The organism is Myroides sp. 1354, assembly GCF_030324495.1.
Taxonomy (GTDB): Bacteria; Bacteroidota; Bacteroidia; order Flavobacteriales; family Flavobacteriaceae; genus Flavobacterium.
This window is the reverse complement of the sequence record NZ_JACAGN010000010.1, coordinates 48,274-66,935: the sequence shown is the minus strand read 5'-3', so window position 1 is coordinate 66,935 and position 18,662 is coordinate 48,274. Positions and strand designations below refer to the sequence as shown.

Below are 18,662 nucleotides of genomic sequence, written 5' to 3'. Positions count from 1 at the left end.
AAAAAACCTCCGCTCTAGCGGAGGTTTTTTTTATCTAATTAACTGTTGACGTTGTAAATAATCAACGGCATTTCGTCCTTCGTTGAACAACAAGTCTAAAATACTCAAGTTGTTTAGAAATCCATTCTTATCTTGAAAGACTTGGATATAGGATTCGAATTGATTCTCATCTTTTTTACCGTTGGCTAGTATTCTAAAATCAAGCACATCGGCTGAAACTTCTTTTAGATACTCTTCTGTTTTACGGTATTTCCAATCTACACCTAAGCAATCTGTGATGATTTCGTGAATCTCTAAATTGAGGTCCAGCATATACTTGTGGTGTTTCTCGAAAATAGGGCGAATATCATCTTCAAAGTACTCAAAGTAGGGTGAAGTACGATAAGCCGCTTCTAAGCTCTTAAAGTGCTGCTTTTGCCATCCAAAAGCATATTCAATTTCAACTTCTTTAAATCTTTGATTTACTCCTTCTTTTTTGTGTTTGATGGGAATATTCAACATTTGAACACCATTAGCACTGTGAATATACATTCGGTTTCTATTGGTTTGCTTTTGAAAGTTGTCTTCCACTTCAAAAACGAGTTCTTCTGCTTGTGCCATCGCTACATAGTGACTTATAGAAGGAAAATAAGTTGGATGTAGTATAATTGTATTCGACATTATTAAAACTTAGAATTCTTTTTTTCTTTTCTTCTTTTGTATAAGCTGTATCCCCCCCATCCTATAAGAATTACTGCAAAGTAAGGGAAATACGATACTTGTGTTCCATTGCCATTTACAGTAGTAAACAAACGGTCCCAACGGATTTTATCTAAGGCCTTAGACCATGGAATCGCTTGATCCAAACTCATCCATACAAATACAGGTTTACCTACAATGTGATCTTCTGGGACGAATCCCCACATTCTACTATCTTCTGAATTGTTGCGGTTATCCCCCATCATGAAGTAATAGTTTTGTTTGAAGGTATATTGATTTGTCGCTTGTCCATTGATGTAGATTTGACCATCTTTCACCTCCAACTCATTGCCTTCATATACGCGAATTGCGCGTTTATACATCGGTAAATTCTCTTCTGTAAGCGTGATAGTTTCTCCCTCAGCCGGAATGTGAATCGGACCTAAATTCGTTTCTGTCCAATCTGGTTTATTATGTGGGAAGATATATCCTTTCGGCATGCTGTATTGAAACAATTGAGTCATGTCTGGGCTTCTTGTCACTCCTTTAACAGCGCTAAATGTCTTTAAATATTCCACATCATCATTGGTCAATGATTGGAAGTAAACAGCATACTGTGGATTATTAACATACGTTACATAATCGCTAATTTTTCGATCACTGATGATTTTTCTTAAATCTAAAGTACCATCTGTTTCAATCAAATAGCTGTATTGAACCTTAGCTCTATCGTTTAATTGTAATTCTTTATCGTTAATAAACACGATTCCATCTTTCACAGACAGATTCTCTCCAGGTAAACCAACGGCGCGTTTTACGTAATTGGTTTTCTTGTCAATGGGTTTCATTACCCCTGGTCGTTTCACAGGATCATTAAACTTGTAAATCGTATCGACAGGCCAGTTGAACACCACAATATCGTTGTGTTGTACTTTTTGGAAACCAGGCAATCTAAAATAGGGTAAATGGGGTTTGTTTAAGTAAGATTTACGCGAAGTACCTGGAATGGTATCGTGTACCATTGGTAGTGCAACCGTTGTCATTGGTGTTCTCGCTCCATAGTGAAACTTACTTACAAATAAGAAGTCCCCTACTAGTAGCGTCTTCTCTAAAGAGGAAGTTGGAATCGTATAGGGTTGAATTGCATAGGTATGAATCACAGTTGCTACGACTACAGCAAATAAGATTGAACTAACGAATTCTCCAGATTCCGTTTCTGGTTTTAGCGATCGATTTTCACGGTATTGTACATCGCCTACATAATTGATGAAAGCTACATACAATCCAAGTGTTATTACACCTAAAATCGTATCCAATGTTGATTTTTTTCCAAAACTTCTCAACGTTTCCACCCAAACAACGGGGAACATAATCAAATTTACAATGGGAATAAACAGCAAGATTACCCACCACCAAGGGCGATTAATAATCTTCATCAACACTACGCCATTATATACTGGAACAGCGGCTTCCCAAGCTTTTCTACCTGCTTTTACATACAATTTCCACGTTCCTATAAAGTGAACGACTTGAATCAGCAGGAAAAAAATAAACCATTGTGCTATTGTCATACTTATTATTTTTTAGAATCCCAATTTACTTATTTTTTCAAATTAAGTACGTCTTTCATTGAGAAAATACCTTTTTTATCTTTAATCCACTCTGCAGCGATGACAGCCCCTAAGGCAAATCCTTCGCGACTATGAGCGGTGTGTTTAATTTCAATTTGATCGATGGTTGAATCATAACGCACCGTATGTGTTCCAGGTACTTGATCTTCTCTTACAGCATCGATGTGTATTTGTTTGTCTGTGGGTTGAGGATCTAAGGTCCAGCTGTCATAGTTAGAATTTGCTAAAATTCCCTCTGCTAACGTGATTGCTGTTCCACTTGGAGCGTCTAATTTTTGTGTATGGTGAATTTCCTGCATGGAAACGCCATATTGCTCAAAATTTTTCATCATTTTGGCTAGATAATCATTTAGCTCAAAGAAGATATTAACCCCCAAACTAAAGTTTGAACCATATAGGAAAGCGCTGTCTTTCGCTTTACAAAATGCTGTGATTTCACTATAGTGCTCCAACCATCCTGTGGTTCCACATACAACAGGAACACCAGCATCTAAAGCTTCCTTAATATTAGTCACAGCTACAGCAGGCACACTAAAGTCAATAGCCACATCAGCTTGATTAAGACTTCCTGTCGCTTGTTCTCTTTGTTTGATATAGACAATTGAATGCCCTCTTTCAACAGCTATGCGCTCGATGATTTTACCCATTTTACCATAGCCTAGTAATGCAATATTCATAAGTTTTGTACGGATTAAAAGCGATATTGTACATTAATCGCGTATTGGTATTGTTGCTGTTGAAGCAATCCCTTTTGATCAAATTCAATTACGGGTTTAATGGTCAAGTTTTCATTGACATTGAATTGCATCAAATGCGCATCTACGTTAGCATCAACAATACTCAACACATAGAATCCCACTGCAATAACAACAGATAAATCTCTGTTTTTTCGGTAGAAATTTTGCCCATCAAGTAAACGCTGATCATCTAATCCCGCAAGGGTTTCATCGGTTTGATCTACTTTTCCTTGCAATCTATTTTTATACTCGTTGCGATAACGATCGTAATTGCGTTGGTTATCTGCCCAAAAGTAAACCGGAATTCCAATTCCCGCATACACTAGAGGAACCTTCCAATATTTCTTGTTGTAAATCTGTCCCAAACCAGGAACGATTGTAGTATAGAATGCGGCACGAGAGGGTGCAACAGGATCAAGAGGTTTATACGCAGCCTCTTTCTTTCTCTTTTCTTTTTTACTCTCTTTTTCAATTGCTTCTTCTTGTGCAAAACTTGTCACTTGAAAAAGCATACTGAAAATCATTATCAATAAAAATTTACTTCTCACTACTTGTCTAAAAGTTTGATAATACGCTCTAAATCTTCTTCTGAGTAAAAAGGAATCGTAATTTTTCCTTTTCCGCTATGGCTTGCCTTAATATCGACTTTTGCACCAAAGAACTTGCCAAATGACTGTCTATACGTTTCTGGTACAACAGGTTGAGGTTTAGGTTGAGCTTTTACCTTGGCTTGTTCCTTATCCCCCTCTTGATAATTTTTAACTAAGGCTTCCGTTTCGCGAACAGATAAATTTTCGGCTATAATTTTATGGTAAATATCCGTTTGTACGTCTAAGTCCTCAATGGTAATGATGGCTCTTCCGTGTCCCATCGTAATAAAACCATCTCGAATCCCTGTTTGAATGATTGGATCTAACCTCAACAAACGCAAATAGTTAGCAATAGTAGATCTCTTTTTACCTACACGATCACTTACTTGCTCCTGTGTCAAGCTAATTTCCTCCATCAAACGTTGATAAGACATAGCAATCTCGATTGGATCTAAATCGTGGCGTTGGATATTTTCAACCAAAGCCATAACAAGCGAATCATTGTCGTTTGCGATGCGAATATAAGCAGGAATCGTGGATAAGCCAGCAATTTTAGAAGCTCTTAACCTTCTTTCCCCTGAAATTAACTGATATTTATTAAAGTCAATTTTTCGAACCGTAATCGGTTGAATCACCCCTAACTCGCGAATACTACTCGCTAATTCTTGAAGGGATTCTTCATTAAAATTGGTACGAGGCTGAAATGGATTAATCTCAATTGCTTCTAAATCCAATTCAATGATATTCCCTACAACTTTGTCTGCATTGGTATCATCAATCGATTTAATATCGTTATCAGGATCCTTTAATAGCGCTGACAATCCTCTTCCTAAAGCTTGTTTTTTTATTGCTTTTGCCATAGTTTATCTTTCCTCTCCTATTTTTTAGTGATTCTTTTTTACTATTTCCTCCGCTAAATTAATATAATTTGTAGCACCTTTACTTGTTGCATCGTAATTTATAATACTTTCACCAAAACTCGGTGCTTCACTTAATTTCACATTACGTTGAATAATGGTGTCAAAAACCATGTCATTGAAGTGTTTTTGCACTTCCTCTACTACTTGATTGGACAAACGCAGACGCGAATCATACATCGTCAATAATAGTCCTTCAATATCTAGTTTAGGATTGTGAATGCGTTGCACACTTTTAATTGTATTCAACAATTTCCCTAATCCTTCTAAGGCGAAGTATTCACACTGAATTGGAATAATCACTGAATCAGCCGCAGTTAATGCATTTAATGTCAATAATCCCAAAGAAGGCGCACAATCAATAATGATGTAATCATATTTATCTTTAATTGACTGTAAAGCTTCTTTTAGCATATATTCCCTATTTTTCTTATCAACTAGTTCGATTTCAATCGCAACTAAATCAATATGAGCTGGAATTAAATATACATTGGGGGCTGTGCAATCAACTACAGCTTCAGCAGGAGTACAACTGTGTTCTAGAACTTCATAGGTTCCTATTTCAACAGCTTCTACATCTACTCCTAAACCAGAAGTAGCATTCGCCTGAGGATCGGCATCAATTAACAATACCTTTTTTTCTAGTGCTCCTAATGAAGCAGCTAAATTAACAGAAGTCGTAGTTTTACCTACTCCCCCCTTCTGATTTGCTACAGCTATAATTTTCCCCATTTTTTTCGTATCAAAAATTTTTGAGTGGTAAAAATACAATTAATTATCTGTATATAAAATCTATTTTATTAACATTCTCAATTGAGAACCTTGAATTAAAAAAAGGGTAATCTCTTATTATCCAAAAGAATACCCTTTTTTTTAACTTATTTTATTTGTCACTTTATTTCTTGCGTACACTTGCTTCTAACTGATCCCACATCGCTTCTGGAATTTGATCTAACATATTAAACTCTCCAGCTCCTTGTAGCCATTCCCCTCCGTCAATGGTAATTACCTCTCCATTGATATAGCTTGAAAAGTCAGAAATCAGATAAGCAGCTAAATTGGCTAGTTCTTGATGTTCTCCTACTCTGCGCAGTGGAATCTTCTTTGTCAGGTCAAATTTTTCTTTTAAATCTCCCGGTAATAAGCGATCCCAAGCTCCTTTTGTTGGAAAAGGTCCAGGTGCAATAGCATTGAAACGCATGCCATATTTGGCCCATTCTACCGCCAAGCTTCTCGTCATAGCTAAGACTCCCGCTTTTGCCACAGCTGAAGGAACCACATAAGCCGAACCTGTCCAAGCATAAGTTGTCGTAATATTCAAAACAACCGTATTGCGTTGCTTTTGCTCAATCCAATGCTTCCCTAAAACCAGCGTACAGTTTTTCGTTCCTTTTAATACGATATCTACAATGGTATCAAACGCATTCGACGACAATCGCTCTGTAGGTGAAATAAAATTACCCGCTGCATTGTTGAGTAATACATCTACTTTTCCCCATTTATCCAATACAGCTTGTAACATCTGTTCTACTTGCTCATAATGTCTCACATCACAACTCACCGGAAAACATTCGCCTCCAGTTTGTTCTTCTAACTCTTTCGCCGTTTGTTGTAATTTATCTAAGTCGCGAGAAGTAATCACTACTTTAGCTCCAATTTCCATGAAGTAAGCCGACATGGATCTTCCCAAACCACTTCCTCCTCCTGTAACAATAACTACTTTATCTTTTAATGCCGTTGACGGCAACATTTTTTCCGTATAACTCATAGTGTTTTTTCTTTTTGATAATTCTTAAAGATACGAAAAAGGAAGTTGATTTTCTTTCCTCTCGATTGAAAAACTTTATTTTAAAGAGGGTGAGAGGGTGAGGTGGTGAGAAATTCTGATCGCCTCAACGTCTCACCCTCTCCTACCATAAAAAAAGACATCCCAAGAGATGTCTTTTTTATGTTGAAATTCTTTATTTTTTTGCTTGATCTATTTTTTCTTGAATCATCGCCCAATCGTAATAATGAAATACTTTGCCGTTGCTCATCATCACTAGCATACCTTGAGGAAAACGAGGATCAAGTTCACGGGATGTGATTTCCAATCCGTCGCATTCAATGGCTGATACGGGAATCGTTGTAATTAATCGATGTTCATGTGGATTGCTCGCTTCTCCTTCTCTAGGGTAAATCAATATTGAATTGTCTTGTTGATTGGATACCACCAAATATCCTGTTGTTGCATCCTTTTTGTAAATCGCAATCCCCTCATGATCGCGTTTAGCATCTGATTGCGCAAAGAAGGCCAATTCTCGATCTCCCTTTGCAGGATCAGCATAATACTTACGTACCCCTGCCACCTCATCAGAATAGTATACATACCCCAATTCCTGGTCCACCGCAATTGCTTCAATTTCTTTCTTTCCGCTGTAGGCTCCAAATTTTCTCACCAGCTGTAACTCTACCTTTCCATCTGCACGAGTTTCATAGGCATATTGCCACAAATAATCCTCAGCAGGTCCGTTTTTTCGCCCTACAATCGCATAAAATACCGTTGTCCCTCCTTCTTTTCCTTCATACAAAGCAATCCCCATCGGTTCATTATACTCTTCTGTTGTTTCTCCTTCAAACACTTTCAATCCCCCTCCGTCGATCGGGGTTAATTCAGGCAATTTAAAAATGCGAATCGCATTGGCATTTCGCTCTGTTACCACAGCCACGTCAATCTTTTGATTTTGATAGGGAAAATCATAGGCGATATCCACATTATTCGGACGGGCCATATCGACGAATTTATGAACAATCTTTCCGTTTAAATCATAAGCGTAGAGTCCACCGCCATTCTCTTTATCCGTTCCAATAACCAAGCTTTTAGACGCCTCTTTTTTATTGATCCAAATCGCAGGATCATCCGTATCAAAAACCGTTTGTTCTGTTACGACAATGGGTTGGATTGCATCAGGTGATACGGGGGCTAATTTATCTTTGCAGCTGGTCAACAAAGCCAAGCTAAATAAGAAGTATATTGCTTTATTTTTCATTATTTTTTCTTTTGAATGATATGCGTATAGAGTACGTCTGCCTTTTCTGTATGGGCTTTTACCACCTGAACCGTCAACGTGTTATTCAGAATAGAAAAAGTCATAAATCCAGGTTCAGCTGCAGTAAAAATCGTGTGTTCCATGGTTCCTGTTGCCCGAACTTCACTCGCTGCCCCTGATAAGAATTGAGTCGTATATCTATTTTTGGGTTTGATGATTTGCAAATCGTGTTCATGTCCACAGATATAAGCATCTACTTTATGGCGATCAAAGAAATCAGCAAATTGCTGCTCGAATCCTTGGGTATCTTTATTGACTTTTCGCTTTCCCCCACTGTACATCGGATGGTGTCCTACGACAATCTTCCATTGGATATCTTCATCAGTTTGTCCTAGTGTTTCTTCCAACCACTGCAACTGTTTGGCTGTATCCTGCTCTCTTAAGTCGCTATACTTCCCACTTTTTTGATAACTAGCAATAAACGGATTCGTATCCATTACCACCAACAACAGCTTTTTTCCATTGTCTAATTTAAAGGTTTTGCTGTAATAGCGATCGGGCATATTCCAACGCCTACTTATTTTAGAATAATCCACTTGTGCTTGCACATTGCCTAAATAATCGTGATTTCCCAAAGCTACATACCAATCAGCATACAAGGAAGGATTGGTATACACTTGTTCAAAAGAGGAAATCCAATGATAATCTTGTGTGCTTGCCACCCCATTGGGATAAAAATTATCCCCAACTGACACGACAAATTCTCCATCGAGAACCACCATGGCATTGCCCATTTCTCGAGCTACTTCTTTTTGATAGTAATCTCCTACTCGACCAAAATCACCTAAAACTAAAAAATTAAAACTGTCTTCTTGGTATTTTAGCGCAGGGATATTTTGTCCGGAGTACCCTGTGCTTTTTTCGTGTTCAAAAGGCGTTTGCGCTTGAGTTAATCCAGCGAAACTAAGTAAAACTAAAGTATATAGTATTTTTTTCATGTGTTGTGAATGAAAAAAATTACAACCAATAGTACGATTGGCTGTAATTTTCTTGTGTATGGTTTATCTTATAAATCAAATTTAACACCCAAGGTAAACTTAGGTTGGTAGTATTCCATTTGCATCACGCGATTACTCACCCCTTGGTAATATCTCAATGGTTGATTTGTTAAGTTATTCGCTTCGGCGAATACGCGCAAATAGGATGTAATTTTATAAGACGCATTGGCATCTAAAAACAATTGTTTGTCGTAATACATATCTTCAAAGCTGTTTCCTCCTAAAGCATCTAAATAATCCGAAGCATAGTTTAAGGAAATACGCGCAGAGAAGCGTTCATTTTCCCAAGATAAAGATCCGTTAAACATATGAGGAGCTGACCCTGGTAATTCCATATTTTTTCTAACCTCTCCATCGGCATTGGTAATTCCCTTTGCTTCTGAATGCGTATAGGTATAGTTCACATAAATTCCCAATCCTTTGAAGAATTTACCTGGAATGAAATCCAATTGTCGTTGAAATGCCACCTCAACCCCAAATAGATTGACTTGATCTCCATTGCGTTGTTGGGTAAACTTCCAGTTTTCACCCGCTTTAATTGGGTTTACTTGATCTGGGAAAGCCGCATTGAAATTATCCTGATTGAATGAATCTGATCGATAGGTGTAAATAAAGTCATTCAAATTTTTGTAAAATACCCCTGCAGAGAACATCCCCACCGATTGGAAGTATTTTTCTGCCATTAAATCAAAGTTATAGGCATAGGTTGCTTTTAAATCAGGATTACCTGCAGCAATGGCGTTGTCTTGAGAAACCACGCTGATATAAGGAGCTAAAGCATAATAATCCGGTCTTGCTAAAGCCGTGGTAAAAGCGGCTCTATAAATCCAATCCGTATCCGTTTGATATTTAAACGTCAAACTCGGCATTAAATTGGTATAACTGTTCGTATTGTTCACCTCTCCAACTAAATCACTTTCATCTACAATGTGATTTCCTGTATAATCAATACTCGTATGCTCTACACGAGCTCCAACGATCATGGATAAGTTTTCATTGAAATCTTGATCCCAACGGATATAACCTGCGTAGATTTTCTCTTTGGCTTTGTAATTCAACGCCAAATATTCTTCTGGTTTGGCTTCTTTTTCAAATAATGCAGCATTATTTACATCCAATCCTCCTAAATATTGCTTCGATGCAAAATACCCTGGAACGTATTTGCTTCCTGCTTGAAAGTCTTTTCCGTCGTAGAAATTGTTTGGCACCTCAGCTAACTTACCGATTGCGTTGGGCGCAATAGGCGTGTATTCATAGAACATATTATCGCGTTTCTTGTCTTTTAGACGCAAACGTCCTCCAAAGCGCAAACGTCCTTTTTGATCTTCAATCACAGAGAAAGGGATTCTAAAGTTTAATTTTGCTCCAAATTCACTGTCTTTCGTAAAGTTGTGGTTTTCCGTTAATTTTCTAAAACTAAAATTATCTGGGGTATCTTTTGCAGCAGTGATTAAAGGAAAATCTCCATTGGATAAATCCTCTACCATCGCTACTTTCTTATTTTGAAAATCCAAATAGCGCTCTCCTGGTCTATCTTCTGAAGCACGAGCATAGTTTACCGACCAATCCATATCTAAATTACTCGACCACAAATGCTCTCCACTCAAAGCGTAATTTTGTACACGTTGATCTTCTAAACGCGCATTCTTATTGCGGCTATTATCGATTCCGCCTTTTGTTTCTCTTCGAATATCTCCTTTATAACCGATAATGTTGTTTTCCGAATCATATTCAGGCGTAATTCCTCTATAACGCGTGCGGTATCTATTTTCTCTGTCATCTCTCCAGTTGTACATTGCACTGGCATAAATCGTATGGTTCTCATTAATTTTATAATCAAACGCTCCCGAAAAACTACGTCTCACACGTTGTACGTCATACTTTCTGATATCGTATTGACCGATGTATACATTTCCGTGATCATCTTGGTTCCATACAGCCTCTACGTTGTCAGAGCCAAAGTTATTGCTGTTGTACGATCCACTAAAGATCATCCCTAATTTAGAATCCAAGAAGCGGTTCCCATACACAAAACTTCCGATGTAATTCCCTTTCTCGCGAATGGGATTATATCCTCCCGCCACAGTTGCAGAAATACGCTCTCCATAAGGAGAAGCACGAGTAATCAAATCAACCGATCCTCCAATAGCATCGGCATCCATATCTGGGGTTAAGGTTTTATTTACTTCGATAGATGAAATCATATCCGAAGGAATTAAATCCATTTGTACATTTCGGTTATCTCCTTCAGCAGAAGGAATACGGTCTCCATTTAAGGTTACAGAGTTTAAGCCTGACGCCAATCCTCTAATTACGATATTACGCGCTTCTCCTTGGTCATTTTGCATGGTGATCCCCGGTACGCGTTTTAAGGCATCTCCCACATTAGAATCGGGAAAACGCCCCACTTGATCGGCTGAAATCACATTGGTTACGTTGGCATTGTTCTTCTGTTGATTCAACGCTTTGGCTTGTCCTTTTAGACGATCTCCTATAATGACAATGCCCTCTAAGGTTTGAACGTCTGTTGATAAGCTGAGATTGATGACTGTATTTTGTCCTGCCGTCACTTCTACCTCTTGTTCGATAGGTGCATATCCGATATAACTAACAGATAAGGTATATTGTCCCACAGGTATATTTAGGAACTCAAAATACCCATTGGTATTGCTAATGGTGTATTGTTTTCCTTTATTTAATACTACGGCTGCTCCTGGAAGTGAACTTTTATCTGTTGCATCAATCACTCGTCCGGATACAATCCCGTGTTTTTTGTCTGCGTTCTGCGCTTGTAAGGTCCAAGCTAAACAAAAGGTAAAAAAGAATAATAAGTACTTTATTTTCATCATAATACTATTGAATAGGTTTAGGCAAACTTAGCCCTACCCCTACGAAAGAGTGTTTCTATATCGTTATGATTGTGTTTCTGTTTTGATTGTTATGTTAAGGAATAGGTGGTCTTTTTAAGGGAATGTTATTGAGTGGTGGGAGAGAGATGTTTGTTGTGGGTTGTTCGTTGTGGGTTGTAGTAGGATTAGACGTAGTTCCTTTGGGATGTATCACGAACACACCCAAAACTTACCCTTAACAAAGGATAACTGTGATCCGTAAAAAACTATCTTTTATGCACTTCTAATGGGTGAACTACGAAGGTAAACTAGATTTATAGGAATAAAGAGGTATTCTTTTTTTAAGCGATAATCTTCCCATCACTCAACAAACAACAAGCAACTCACCGACCCTATAAACAAAAAAAAGAGGCCATGCATCGCATGACCTCTTTTATTTCGTAAAATCAAATTCTACATTTGACTTTCTTCTAACTGCTGTTTTTTAGCTTTCTTCTCTTTTAATAACTCCATTGCGCCTCCAGTTGCCCAGTAGCAAGCGAAACCAATTAAGAATATCAAAAGCCAAAACGCCATTGTAATAACGGTCATGGCAACGATGAAACCTAAATACTGTTGAAATTCAAACATTTTATTCCGGATTTTTTTGTATACGTCCCAAATATACATCCTTTTCTCGATTTGACAATACCTCTTATTTTATTTTATCCCTTCTTTAGAATCAAACTAAATAATTCAGTACCTTTAAGGTAATTTTAAATACAAATCACATCATGGACTATAGAATAGAAAAAGACACCCTTGGGGAAGTACAAGTACCCAAAGACAAATATTGGGGTGCACAAACAGAGCGTTCGAGAAATAATTTTAAGATTGGACCCGAAGCATCGATGCCTCATGAAATTATTGAGGCTTTTGCTTATTTAAAAAAGGCTGCTGCTTATGCCAATTTTGATTTAAACGTATTGAGTCAAGAGAAACGAGATGCGATTGCACGAGTGTGTGATGAGATTATTGCGGGAAAACTAGATGATCAGTTTCCTTTAGTTATTTGGCAAACGGGTTCAGGTACACAATCCAATATGAACGTCAATGAGGTGATTGCCAATCGCGCTCAAGTACTAGCTGGTTTTGAAATTGGAGAAGGAGAACCGGTATTGAAAGCCAATGATGATGTCAACAAATCACAATCTTCCAATGACACCTACCCTACGGCTATGCATATTGCAGCGTATAAAGCCGTAATTGAATCGACGATTCCCGGGGTTACTCAACTAAAAAATACGTTAGCAGCAAAAGCAAAAGAATACAAAGACGTGGTGAAAATTGGACGTACCCACTTAATGGATGCGACACCTTTAACTTTAGGGCAAGAAATTTCGGGTTATGTTGCTCAATTGGAACATGGCTTAAAGGCACTACAAAATACGTTACCTCACTTAGCGGAATTGGCATTGGGCGGAACGGCTGTAGGAACGGGATTAAACACACCTGTAAATTACGACGTGGTCGTTGCCAAACACATTGCTGATTTTACAAAGCTGCCTTTTGTTACGGCTCCAAATAAATTTGAAGCTTTAGCCGCTCATGATGCGATTGTAGAAACGCATGGTGCGCTGAAGCAACTAGCGGTTTCACTATATAAAATTGCCAATGACATCCGCATGCTAGCTTCTGGACCTCGCTCAGGAATTGGAGAGATTATTATCCCTGCAAATGAACCAGGATCTTCTATTATGCCTGGAAAAGTAAATCCAACCCAATGTGAGGCATTAACGATGGTAGCTGCTCAAGTGTTAGGGAATGATGTTACGATTTCATTCAGCGGTACCCAAGGTCAATATGAATTGAATGTATTCAAACCTGTTATGGCAGCTAACTTTATTCAATCGGCTAAATTAATTGGGGATGCTTGTGTTTCTTTTGATGAACATTGTGCACAAGGAATTGAACCCAACCACAAACGCATTCAAGAATTGGTAGATAACTCTTTAATGTTAGTTACGGCTCTAAATACAAAAATCGGTTATTACAAAGCCGCTGAAATTGCACAAACAGCTCATGCCAATGGTACAACCTTAAAAGAAGAGGCTGTTCGTTTGGGCTATGTAACGCCAGAAGATTTTGATCTTTGGGTAGATCCGAAGAAGATGATTGGGAATTAGTTAACGGTTATCAGTTAACGGTTAACCTTTAGATTTGCTTTTTTGTAAGTTGTTTTTTTGCAAGATTATCGATTAAAAGGTATATATCCTTTAATCAGAAAATTCACTGCTAACTGTTAACCGATAACCGATAACCTGTTTACGGTTGAATTTTCTGTTGTAAGAAATTATTCAAAAACAAAAAAGCAGTAACACATTATATGTTACTGCTTTTTTCATTTCAATTCAGTAACTTATTCTGAATCTATTTCTAAAAACATCTTATAGAAGTAAATACTCTAATTAAATAGAGCCTTTCGATAGAATCTCTACTGCTTATCTCAGAGTTACTTCTTTCTTTTTCAATATTTTATTAAATAAAAGAACACTACATAAGAAAATAAGAACTGTAACAATCTCGGTTATTCTTTCAAACTTTGGTGTAAGTAAAGAAGGAATTATAAACAGTCCTATATTTACAAATACATGACACACAATACACAAAAGAATATTTTTAGTTCGGCTATAAATCCAAAACAAAAATAAACTGGCGATAAAAGGCCAAATCAAAGGTGTTTCACTATACCAGTGAGTTAAGGAAAAAACGAAAGAGATTAGTATAATATTCCAAATTTTATATCTTCCCTCTTGCCCCAAAAACGTATACCAATATTTCCTGTATAACAATTCTTCTAAAATTGGACTCAATACTACAATTCTAAGAAGAGTAAACGCTGAAAATCCATTGTACACCTCAACTCCATCCATCATCCATTCTCTGTCTAAATAAATAATCCCATTTAGAAAAGAAAAACTCAGACCAAATACAATGACAAAAATATAGTGCACAATAGGTTGCCCTTTCTTCCAGTCCTGTACTTTTTCTTTACTAAAGTACATGAAAACTAGCACAATCAGTATATTTAAGACGTCAATAAGCCGTATTGCAAATGGTAGTTTGTCTTCTATATATTCACATATTACAAAAAAAACAAACAAATAAAGTAGTAATAATAAATATCTCATAAACTAAGGCTAACATCGTGTTGCTAAAATTAAAAAATTATACTTCAAACTAGGGACTACTAAACAAAAAAGCAGCAATTTCTTGCTGCTTTTATATTAATGCGAAAGATGTTCTACATCCTCCGGTTTGTGTTTGTATTTGAAGACAATCGCAAATAAAATCGTCACAACCAAAGAGAACAAGGCGAAGATGATCCACGAATGTCTCCATCCTTCTACTTGTAAAACTAAATCTTCTTGACTGTATACATAGTGATTCACGACCGCTTGTGCTAAGAACATTCCGATGGTGGCACCAAATCCGTTGGTCATCATCATGAATACCCCTTGAGCAGAAGAACGGATATCCTCACTTGTTTCGTTATCTACATATAAAGATCCAGATACGTTGAAGAAGTCGAAAGCGATTCCATAAACAATCATCGATAAGATAAACATCCACACGCCATTTCCAGGATCTCCTAATCCGAATAATCCAAATCGCAATACCCACGCAATCATCGACATCAACATCACCACTTTAATTCCAAAGCGCTTCAAGAAGAAAGGAATCAACAAAATACACAAGGTTTCTGAGATTTGAGAAAGCGAGATCAATGCGTTGGCATTACTTGCTCCCCAAGTACCTGCATATTCAGGAATCTTCTTAAATGTCGTAATAAAAGGATTCGCATATCCATTGGTAATTTGTAGCGATACCCCCAATAACATGGAGAAAATAAAGAAAATCGCCATTTTCTTTTGCTTGAATAAAGCAAACGCTTTTAAACCAAAGGCATCTGCTAAACTGCGCTTCTCACTCGATTTATTCACAGGACAATTTGGTAAAGCAAAGCTGTATAAAAACAGAATAACTCCTAAAAATCCAGAGACATAAAACTGGTGGTAATCTTGTTGAAAACTAATAAAATCAGGGCTACTACTAAAGTTGAATCCTAGGGATCCATCCGTATAACCGAAAAAATTCACAAATAACATGGCGATGATAAAACCAATCGTTCCAAACGTACGAATGGGCGGAAAGGCCTTGATAACATCCAATTGATTTTGCTTTAATACGGTATAAGCTGTAGAATTAGACAAGGCAATCGTTGGCATAAAGAAAGCCACACTAATGGTGTATAGGGTAAAAATGGTAGTAAAATCTACATTTTCTCCTGACACATAACCATAATACCCTGTTGCAAACATAAAGAGTGCAGCTAACAAATGGTTAATTCCCAATAAACGTTGAACAGGAATCCATCGATCTGCCACAATCCCCATAATAGCGGGCATAAATATAGACACAATCCCCTGCATGGCATAAAACGAACCGATTTTAGGCCCTAATCCAATAGATCCTAAATAGTTTCCCATTGACGTTAGATACGCTCCCCAAACAGCAAATTCGAGGAAGTTCATAAACGTTAGTTTCAATTTTACATTCATAATAATATCGTGTGTAGTGTATTGAAATAAACCGCATGCGTATGTCCCATGCGCGTTTTTTCATGGATCATATTAAATTCTTTCTTTTACTAATTTCAGGATTAAATCGAATTGTTCTTCTCTAGACAAGTTTGAGTTATCGATTTCAATGGCGTCATCCGCTTTCACTAAAGGGGAATCTTTGCGAGAAGTATCGATTTGGTCGCGCTCCACTACATTGCGGAACACCTCTTCATATACCACTGCACTGTTCTTTTCTTGCAGTTCTTTAAAGCGTCTTTCTGCGCGAATTTCTGGAGAAGCGGTCATAAAAATTTTCAATTCCGCATCGGGGAAAACTACAGTTCCAATATCACGTCCATCCATGACTACGCCTTTTGCTTTGCCGAGGATTTGCTGTTGTTCTACTAATTTTTTTCTCACTTCCGAAACTGCTGCAATTTGACTAACAAATTGAGACACTTCCAGGGTGCGAATCAGTTCTTCCACATTCTCTTGGTTCAAGTAGATATCGGCATACCCTTTAGATACGTTGTATTCAAAGTGTACATCAAAAGTATCCAACAGCTCAATCAATCGTGCTTCATCAAAAGACTTAGACGAGATTAAACCCTTGCGCATGGCAAAAAGTGTCACGGCGCGATACATAGCACCTGTATCAATATAGATATATCCCAATGACTTGGCCAGTGCTTTGGCTAACGTACTTTTCCCCGTAGAGGAAAAACCGTCAATCGCTATAGTTATCTTTTTCAAATTTGAAAAATTTACAATTAATTCATATCAATACGAACACCAAACATACTCGTGTTTGCTGCTGAGGTTTGGCGTGCATAAGAATAGTCGAATTTAAAGCGCTTGAGTTGCAACCCAACGCCCGCAGTGATTCCTGCGAAATGTCTATTGTCAACAATTCGCAATTCTTCTCCTTTTCGGAAGTTATATCCCAAACGCAGTTGGAACTTCTTTCGAGGAAAAAGTTCTACTCCAACAATGAAATGCCGTAGTGCATTATTAAAAAAACCGACCTTTTCTTCTTTGAATTCTTCGTCTATAGACGTAGTTCCCCTATTAGGGTTTGAAAAGGACAAATCCCATTGTTGTAAATTATCTATTGTAATGTGCCAACGCAAAGGTACATTTTCTAATTCTTTTGAAAGCGAAATTGCGACATCTAATGGTAATTTTTCTCGATAATCTGCGTAGGTCTGCAATTGAGCCCCTAAGTTTCTGACAGTTAGACCAAAATCCCACTGCCCAATTTCATCTTTATATAGCACACCCAGGTCAATGGCTGCTCCAATTGACTGATAGGACTCCATTGAAGAGAATACAAACTTGACATTCGCCCCTACATACCAATCCGATTGTTCGATTTGATAGGAAGATCCCAGGGTTAAAGCCACCTCATTTCCCTTAAAACTACCTGTATAACTTCCGAATTCATCGTATCCTTCCATATCTCCATAGTTGATAAAATTCACCCCAACAAAGAGATTTCGCTTCGAACGAAACGTTTTCGAATAGCCTAAAGAACCATAATTGGCTACACCATAGGCTTTACTAAAGTTCAAATCCAATTGATTGTCCATGGTTTCATTAATGACCGCTGGATTCCAAAACGCTTGACTCACTTGCTCCGTAAAGGCATAGTTTTTTCCTCCTAAAGCTGCCTGCCTAGGAGAAGAGGGTAAATTCAAAAACTGATAGGTATAGTCTGCGCCAACTTGACTATACGCATCAGGCGATAGTAAGTAGAAGGCAATGAAACAAATCCATACAATTGAATACTTCATTCGATGTTTGTATTATGTTGCTAATATATTACATTTTCAAAAACAATTGTAAAAGTTTGTGCTTTGTGAGGTTTATCTCATTGGTTAATATTTATCTCATTAGGTTTATATTTTGTTTTGGTATTCGATGAATATATCTCACAGAGTTTATATTGGTTTTGGTGTTCGATGAATCTTCACTGCGTTTCGATTTTCACTTCGTTTCGATTTTATTTTTGTATTCGATGAATCTACGCTACGATTTGTGCTTTGTGAGGTTTGCTCTTTGTAGGGAATTTACAATTTCACAAAAAAGCAAAAAAGCAGAAAAACAACTTTACCTTTCTAGTGAGGTTTATCTCATTTAGTTTATATTTTATATTGGTAATCGATGAATATATCTCATAGAGTTTATATTGGTTTTGGTGTTCGATGAATATATCTCACAGAGTTTATATTGGTTTTGGTGTTCGATGAATATATCTCACAGAGTTTATATTGGTTTTGGTGTTCGATGAATCTTCACTGCGTTTCGATTTTCACGACGTTTCGATTTTCACTGCGTTTCGATTTTCACGACGTTTCGATTTGCACTTCGTTTCGATTTTCGCTACGCTACGATTTGTGCTTTGTGAAGTTTGTGCTTTGTGAGATTTGTACTTTGTAGGGAATTTACAATTTCACAAAAAAGCAAAAAACCAAAAAAGCAGAAAAACAACTTTACCTTTCTAGTGAGGTTTATCTCATTTAGTTTATATTTTTTATTGGTAATCGATGAATATATCTCACAGAGCTTA

16 protein-coding genes are annotated in these 18,662 nt (G+C 37.3%); 1 reads left to right on the top strand and 15 read right to left on the bottom strand.

Annotation, left to right across the window (positions count from 1 at the left end; all coding sequences use genetic code 11):
• Positions 1–30: 30 nt before the first annotated feature.
• The 11 genes from HX004_RS11405 to HX004_RS11355 all read right to left on the bottom strand — a co-directional run bounded on the left by HX004_RS11405 (position 31) and on the right by HX004_RS11355 (position 12,119).
• On the bottom strand, positions 31–660 hold the full coding sequence (locus HX004_RS11405) for a WbqC family protein (protein ID WP_286442634.1): 630 nt from the start codon (positions 658–660) through the stop codon (positions 31–33).
• A gap of 2 nt (positions 661–662) precedes the next feature.
• Entirely contained in the window at positions 663–2,249 is a 1,587-nt protein-coding gene (lepB, locus tag HX004_RS11400; protein ID WP_286442632.1) for a signal peptidase I, read from the bottom strand.
• Positions 2,250–2,278: 29 nt separating this feature from the next.
• A complete protein-coding gene (gene dapB / locus HX004_RS11395; protein ID WP_286442630.1) occupies positions 2,279–2,986 on the bottom strand; it encodes a 4-hydroxy-tetrahydrodipicolinate reductase in 708 nt (235 codons plus the stop codon).
• A gap of 14 nt (positions 2,987–3,000) precedes the next feature.
• Positions 3,001–3,570 (bottom strand): DUF5683 domain-containing protein, encoded by a 570-nt coding sequence (locus tag HX004_RS11390; protein WP_502888481.1) that lies wholly within the window; start codon positions 3,568–3,570, stop codon positions 3,001–3,003.
• Positions 3,571–3,593: 23 nt separating this feature from the next.
• Positions 3,594–4,496, bottom strand: coding sequence for a ParB/RepB/Spo0J family partition protein (locus HX004_RS11385; protein WP_286442627.1), 903 nt, complete (start codon positions 4,494–4,496; stop codon positions 3,594–3,596).
• 24 nt (positions 4,497–4,520) lie between these two features.
• Positions 4,521–5,285 (bottom strand): ParA family protein, encoded by a 765-nt coding sequence (locus tag HX004_RS11380; RefSeq protein ID WP_060872502.1) that lies wholly within the window; start codon positions 5,283–5,285, stop codon positions 4,521–4,523.
• Between the two features lie 163 nt (positions 5,286–5,448).
• The gene (locus tag HX004_RS11375; protein WP_286442625.1) at positions 5,449–6,321 is read right to left on the bottom strand and encodes an SDR family oxidoreductase; all 873 of its coding nucleotides are present in this window, start codon (positions 6,319–6,321) and stop codon (positions 5,449–5,451) included.
• A 193-nt stretch (positions 6,322–6,514) separates the two neighbouring features.
• Positions 6,515–7,582, bottom strand: a complete 1,068-nt coding sequence (locus HX004_RS11370) for a phytase (RefSeq protein ID WP_286442624.1) — start codon at positions 7,580–7,582, stop codon at positions 6,515–6,517.
• Complete coding sequence (locus tag HX004_RS11365) at positions 7,582–8,580, bottom strand: metallophosphoesterase (RefSeq protein ID WP_286442623.1); 999 nt, start codon at positions 8,578–8,580, stop codon at positions 7,582–7,584. Before HX004_RS11365 ends, HX004_RS11370 begins: the two co-directional genes overlap by 1 nt.
• 68 nt (positions 8,581–8,648) lie before the next feature.
• Positions 8,649–11,486, bottom strand: coding sequence for a TonB-dependent receptor (locus HX004_RS11360; protein WP_286442723.1), 2,838 nt, complete (start codon positions 11,484–11,486; stop codon positions 8,649–8,651).
• 456 nt (positions 11,487–11,942) lie between these two features.
• Positions 11,943–12,119: a hypothetical protein gene (locus HX004_RS11355; protein ID WP_172462211.1), complete on the bottom strand. Its 177-nt coding sequence runs from the start codon at positions 12,117–12,119 to the stop codon at positions 11,943–11,945.
• Between the two features lie 143 nt (positions 12,120–12,262).
• Here HX004_RS11355 and fumC point away from each other — a divergent pair, with 143 nt between their 5' ends.
• Positions 12,263–13,654 (top strand): class II fumarate hydratase, encoded by a 1,392-nt coding sequence (gene fumC, locus HX004_RS11350; RefSeq protein ID WP_286442622.1) that lies wholly within the window; start codon positions 12,263–12,265, stop codon positions 13,652–13,654.
• Positions 13,655–13,969: 315 nt separating this feature from the next.
• On the opposite strand, the gene HX004_RS11345 is transcribed toward fumC, so the two are convergent.
• The 4 genes from HX004_RS11345 to porQ all read right to left on the bottom strand — a co-directional run bounded on the left by HX004_RS11345 (position 13,970) and on the right by porQ (position 17,886).
• Entirely contained in the window at positions 13,970–14,659 is a 690-nt protein-coding gene (locus HX004_RS11345; RefSeq protein WP_286442621.1) for a CPBP family intramembrane glutamic endopeptidase, read from the bottom strand.
• Between the two features lie 96 nt (positions 14,660–14,755).
• Positions 14,756–16,090 carry an MFS transporter gene (locus HX004_RS11340; RefSeq protein WP_286442620.1) on the bottom strand — a complete coding sequence of 445 codons (1,335 nt, stop codon included), beginning with the start codon at positions 16,088–16,090 and terminating at the stop codon, positions 14,756–14,758.
• 72 nt (positions 16,091–16,162) lie between these two features.
• Complete coding sequence (gene cmk / locus HX004_RS11335; RefSeq protein WP_286442619.1) at positions 16,163–16,846, bottom strand: (d)CMP kinase; 684 nt, start codon at positions 16,844–16,846, stop codon at positions 16,163–16,165.
• Between the two features lie 17 nt (positions 16,847–16,863).
• The gene (gene porQ / locus HX004_RS11330) at positions 16,864–17,886 is read right to left on the bottom strand and encodes a type IX secretion system protein PorQ (protein WP_286442618.1); all 1,023 of its coding nucleotides are present in this window, start codon (positions 17,884–17,886) and stop codon (positions 16,864–16,866) included.
• Between the last annotated feature and the right edge of the window lie 776 nt (positions 17,887–18,662).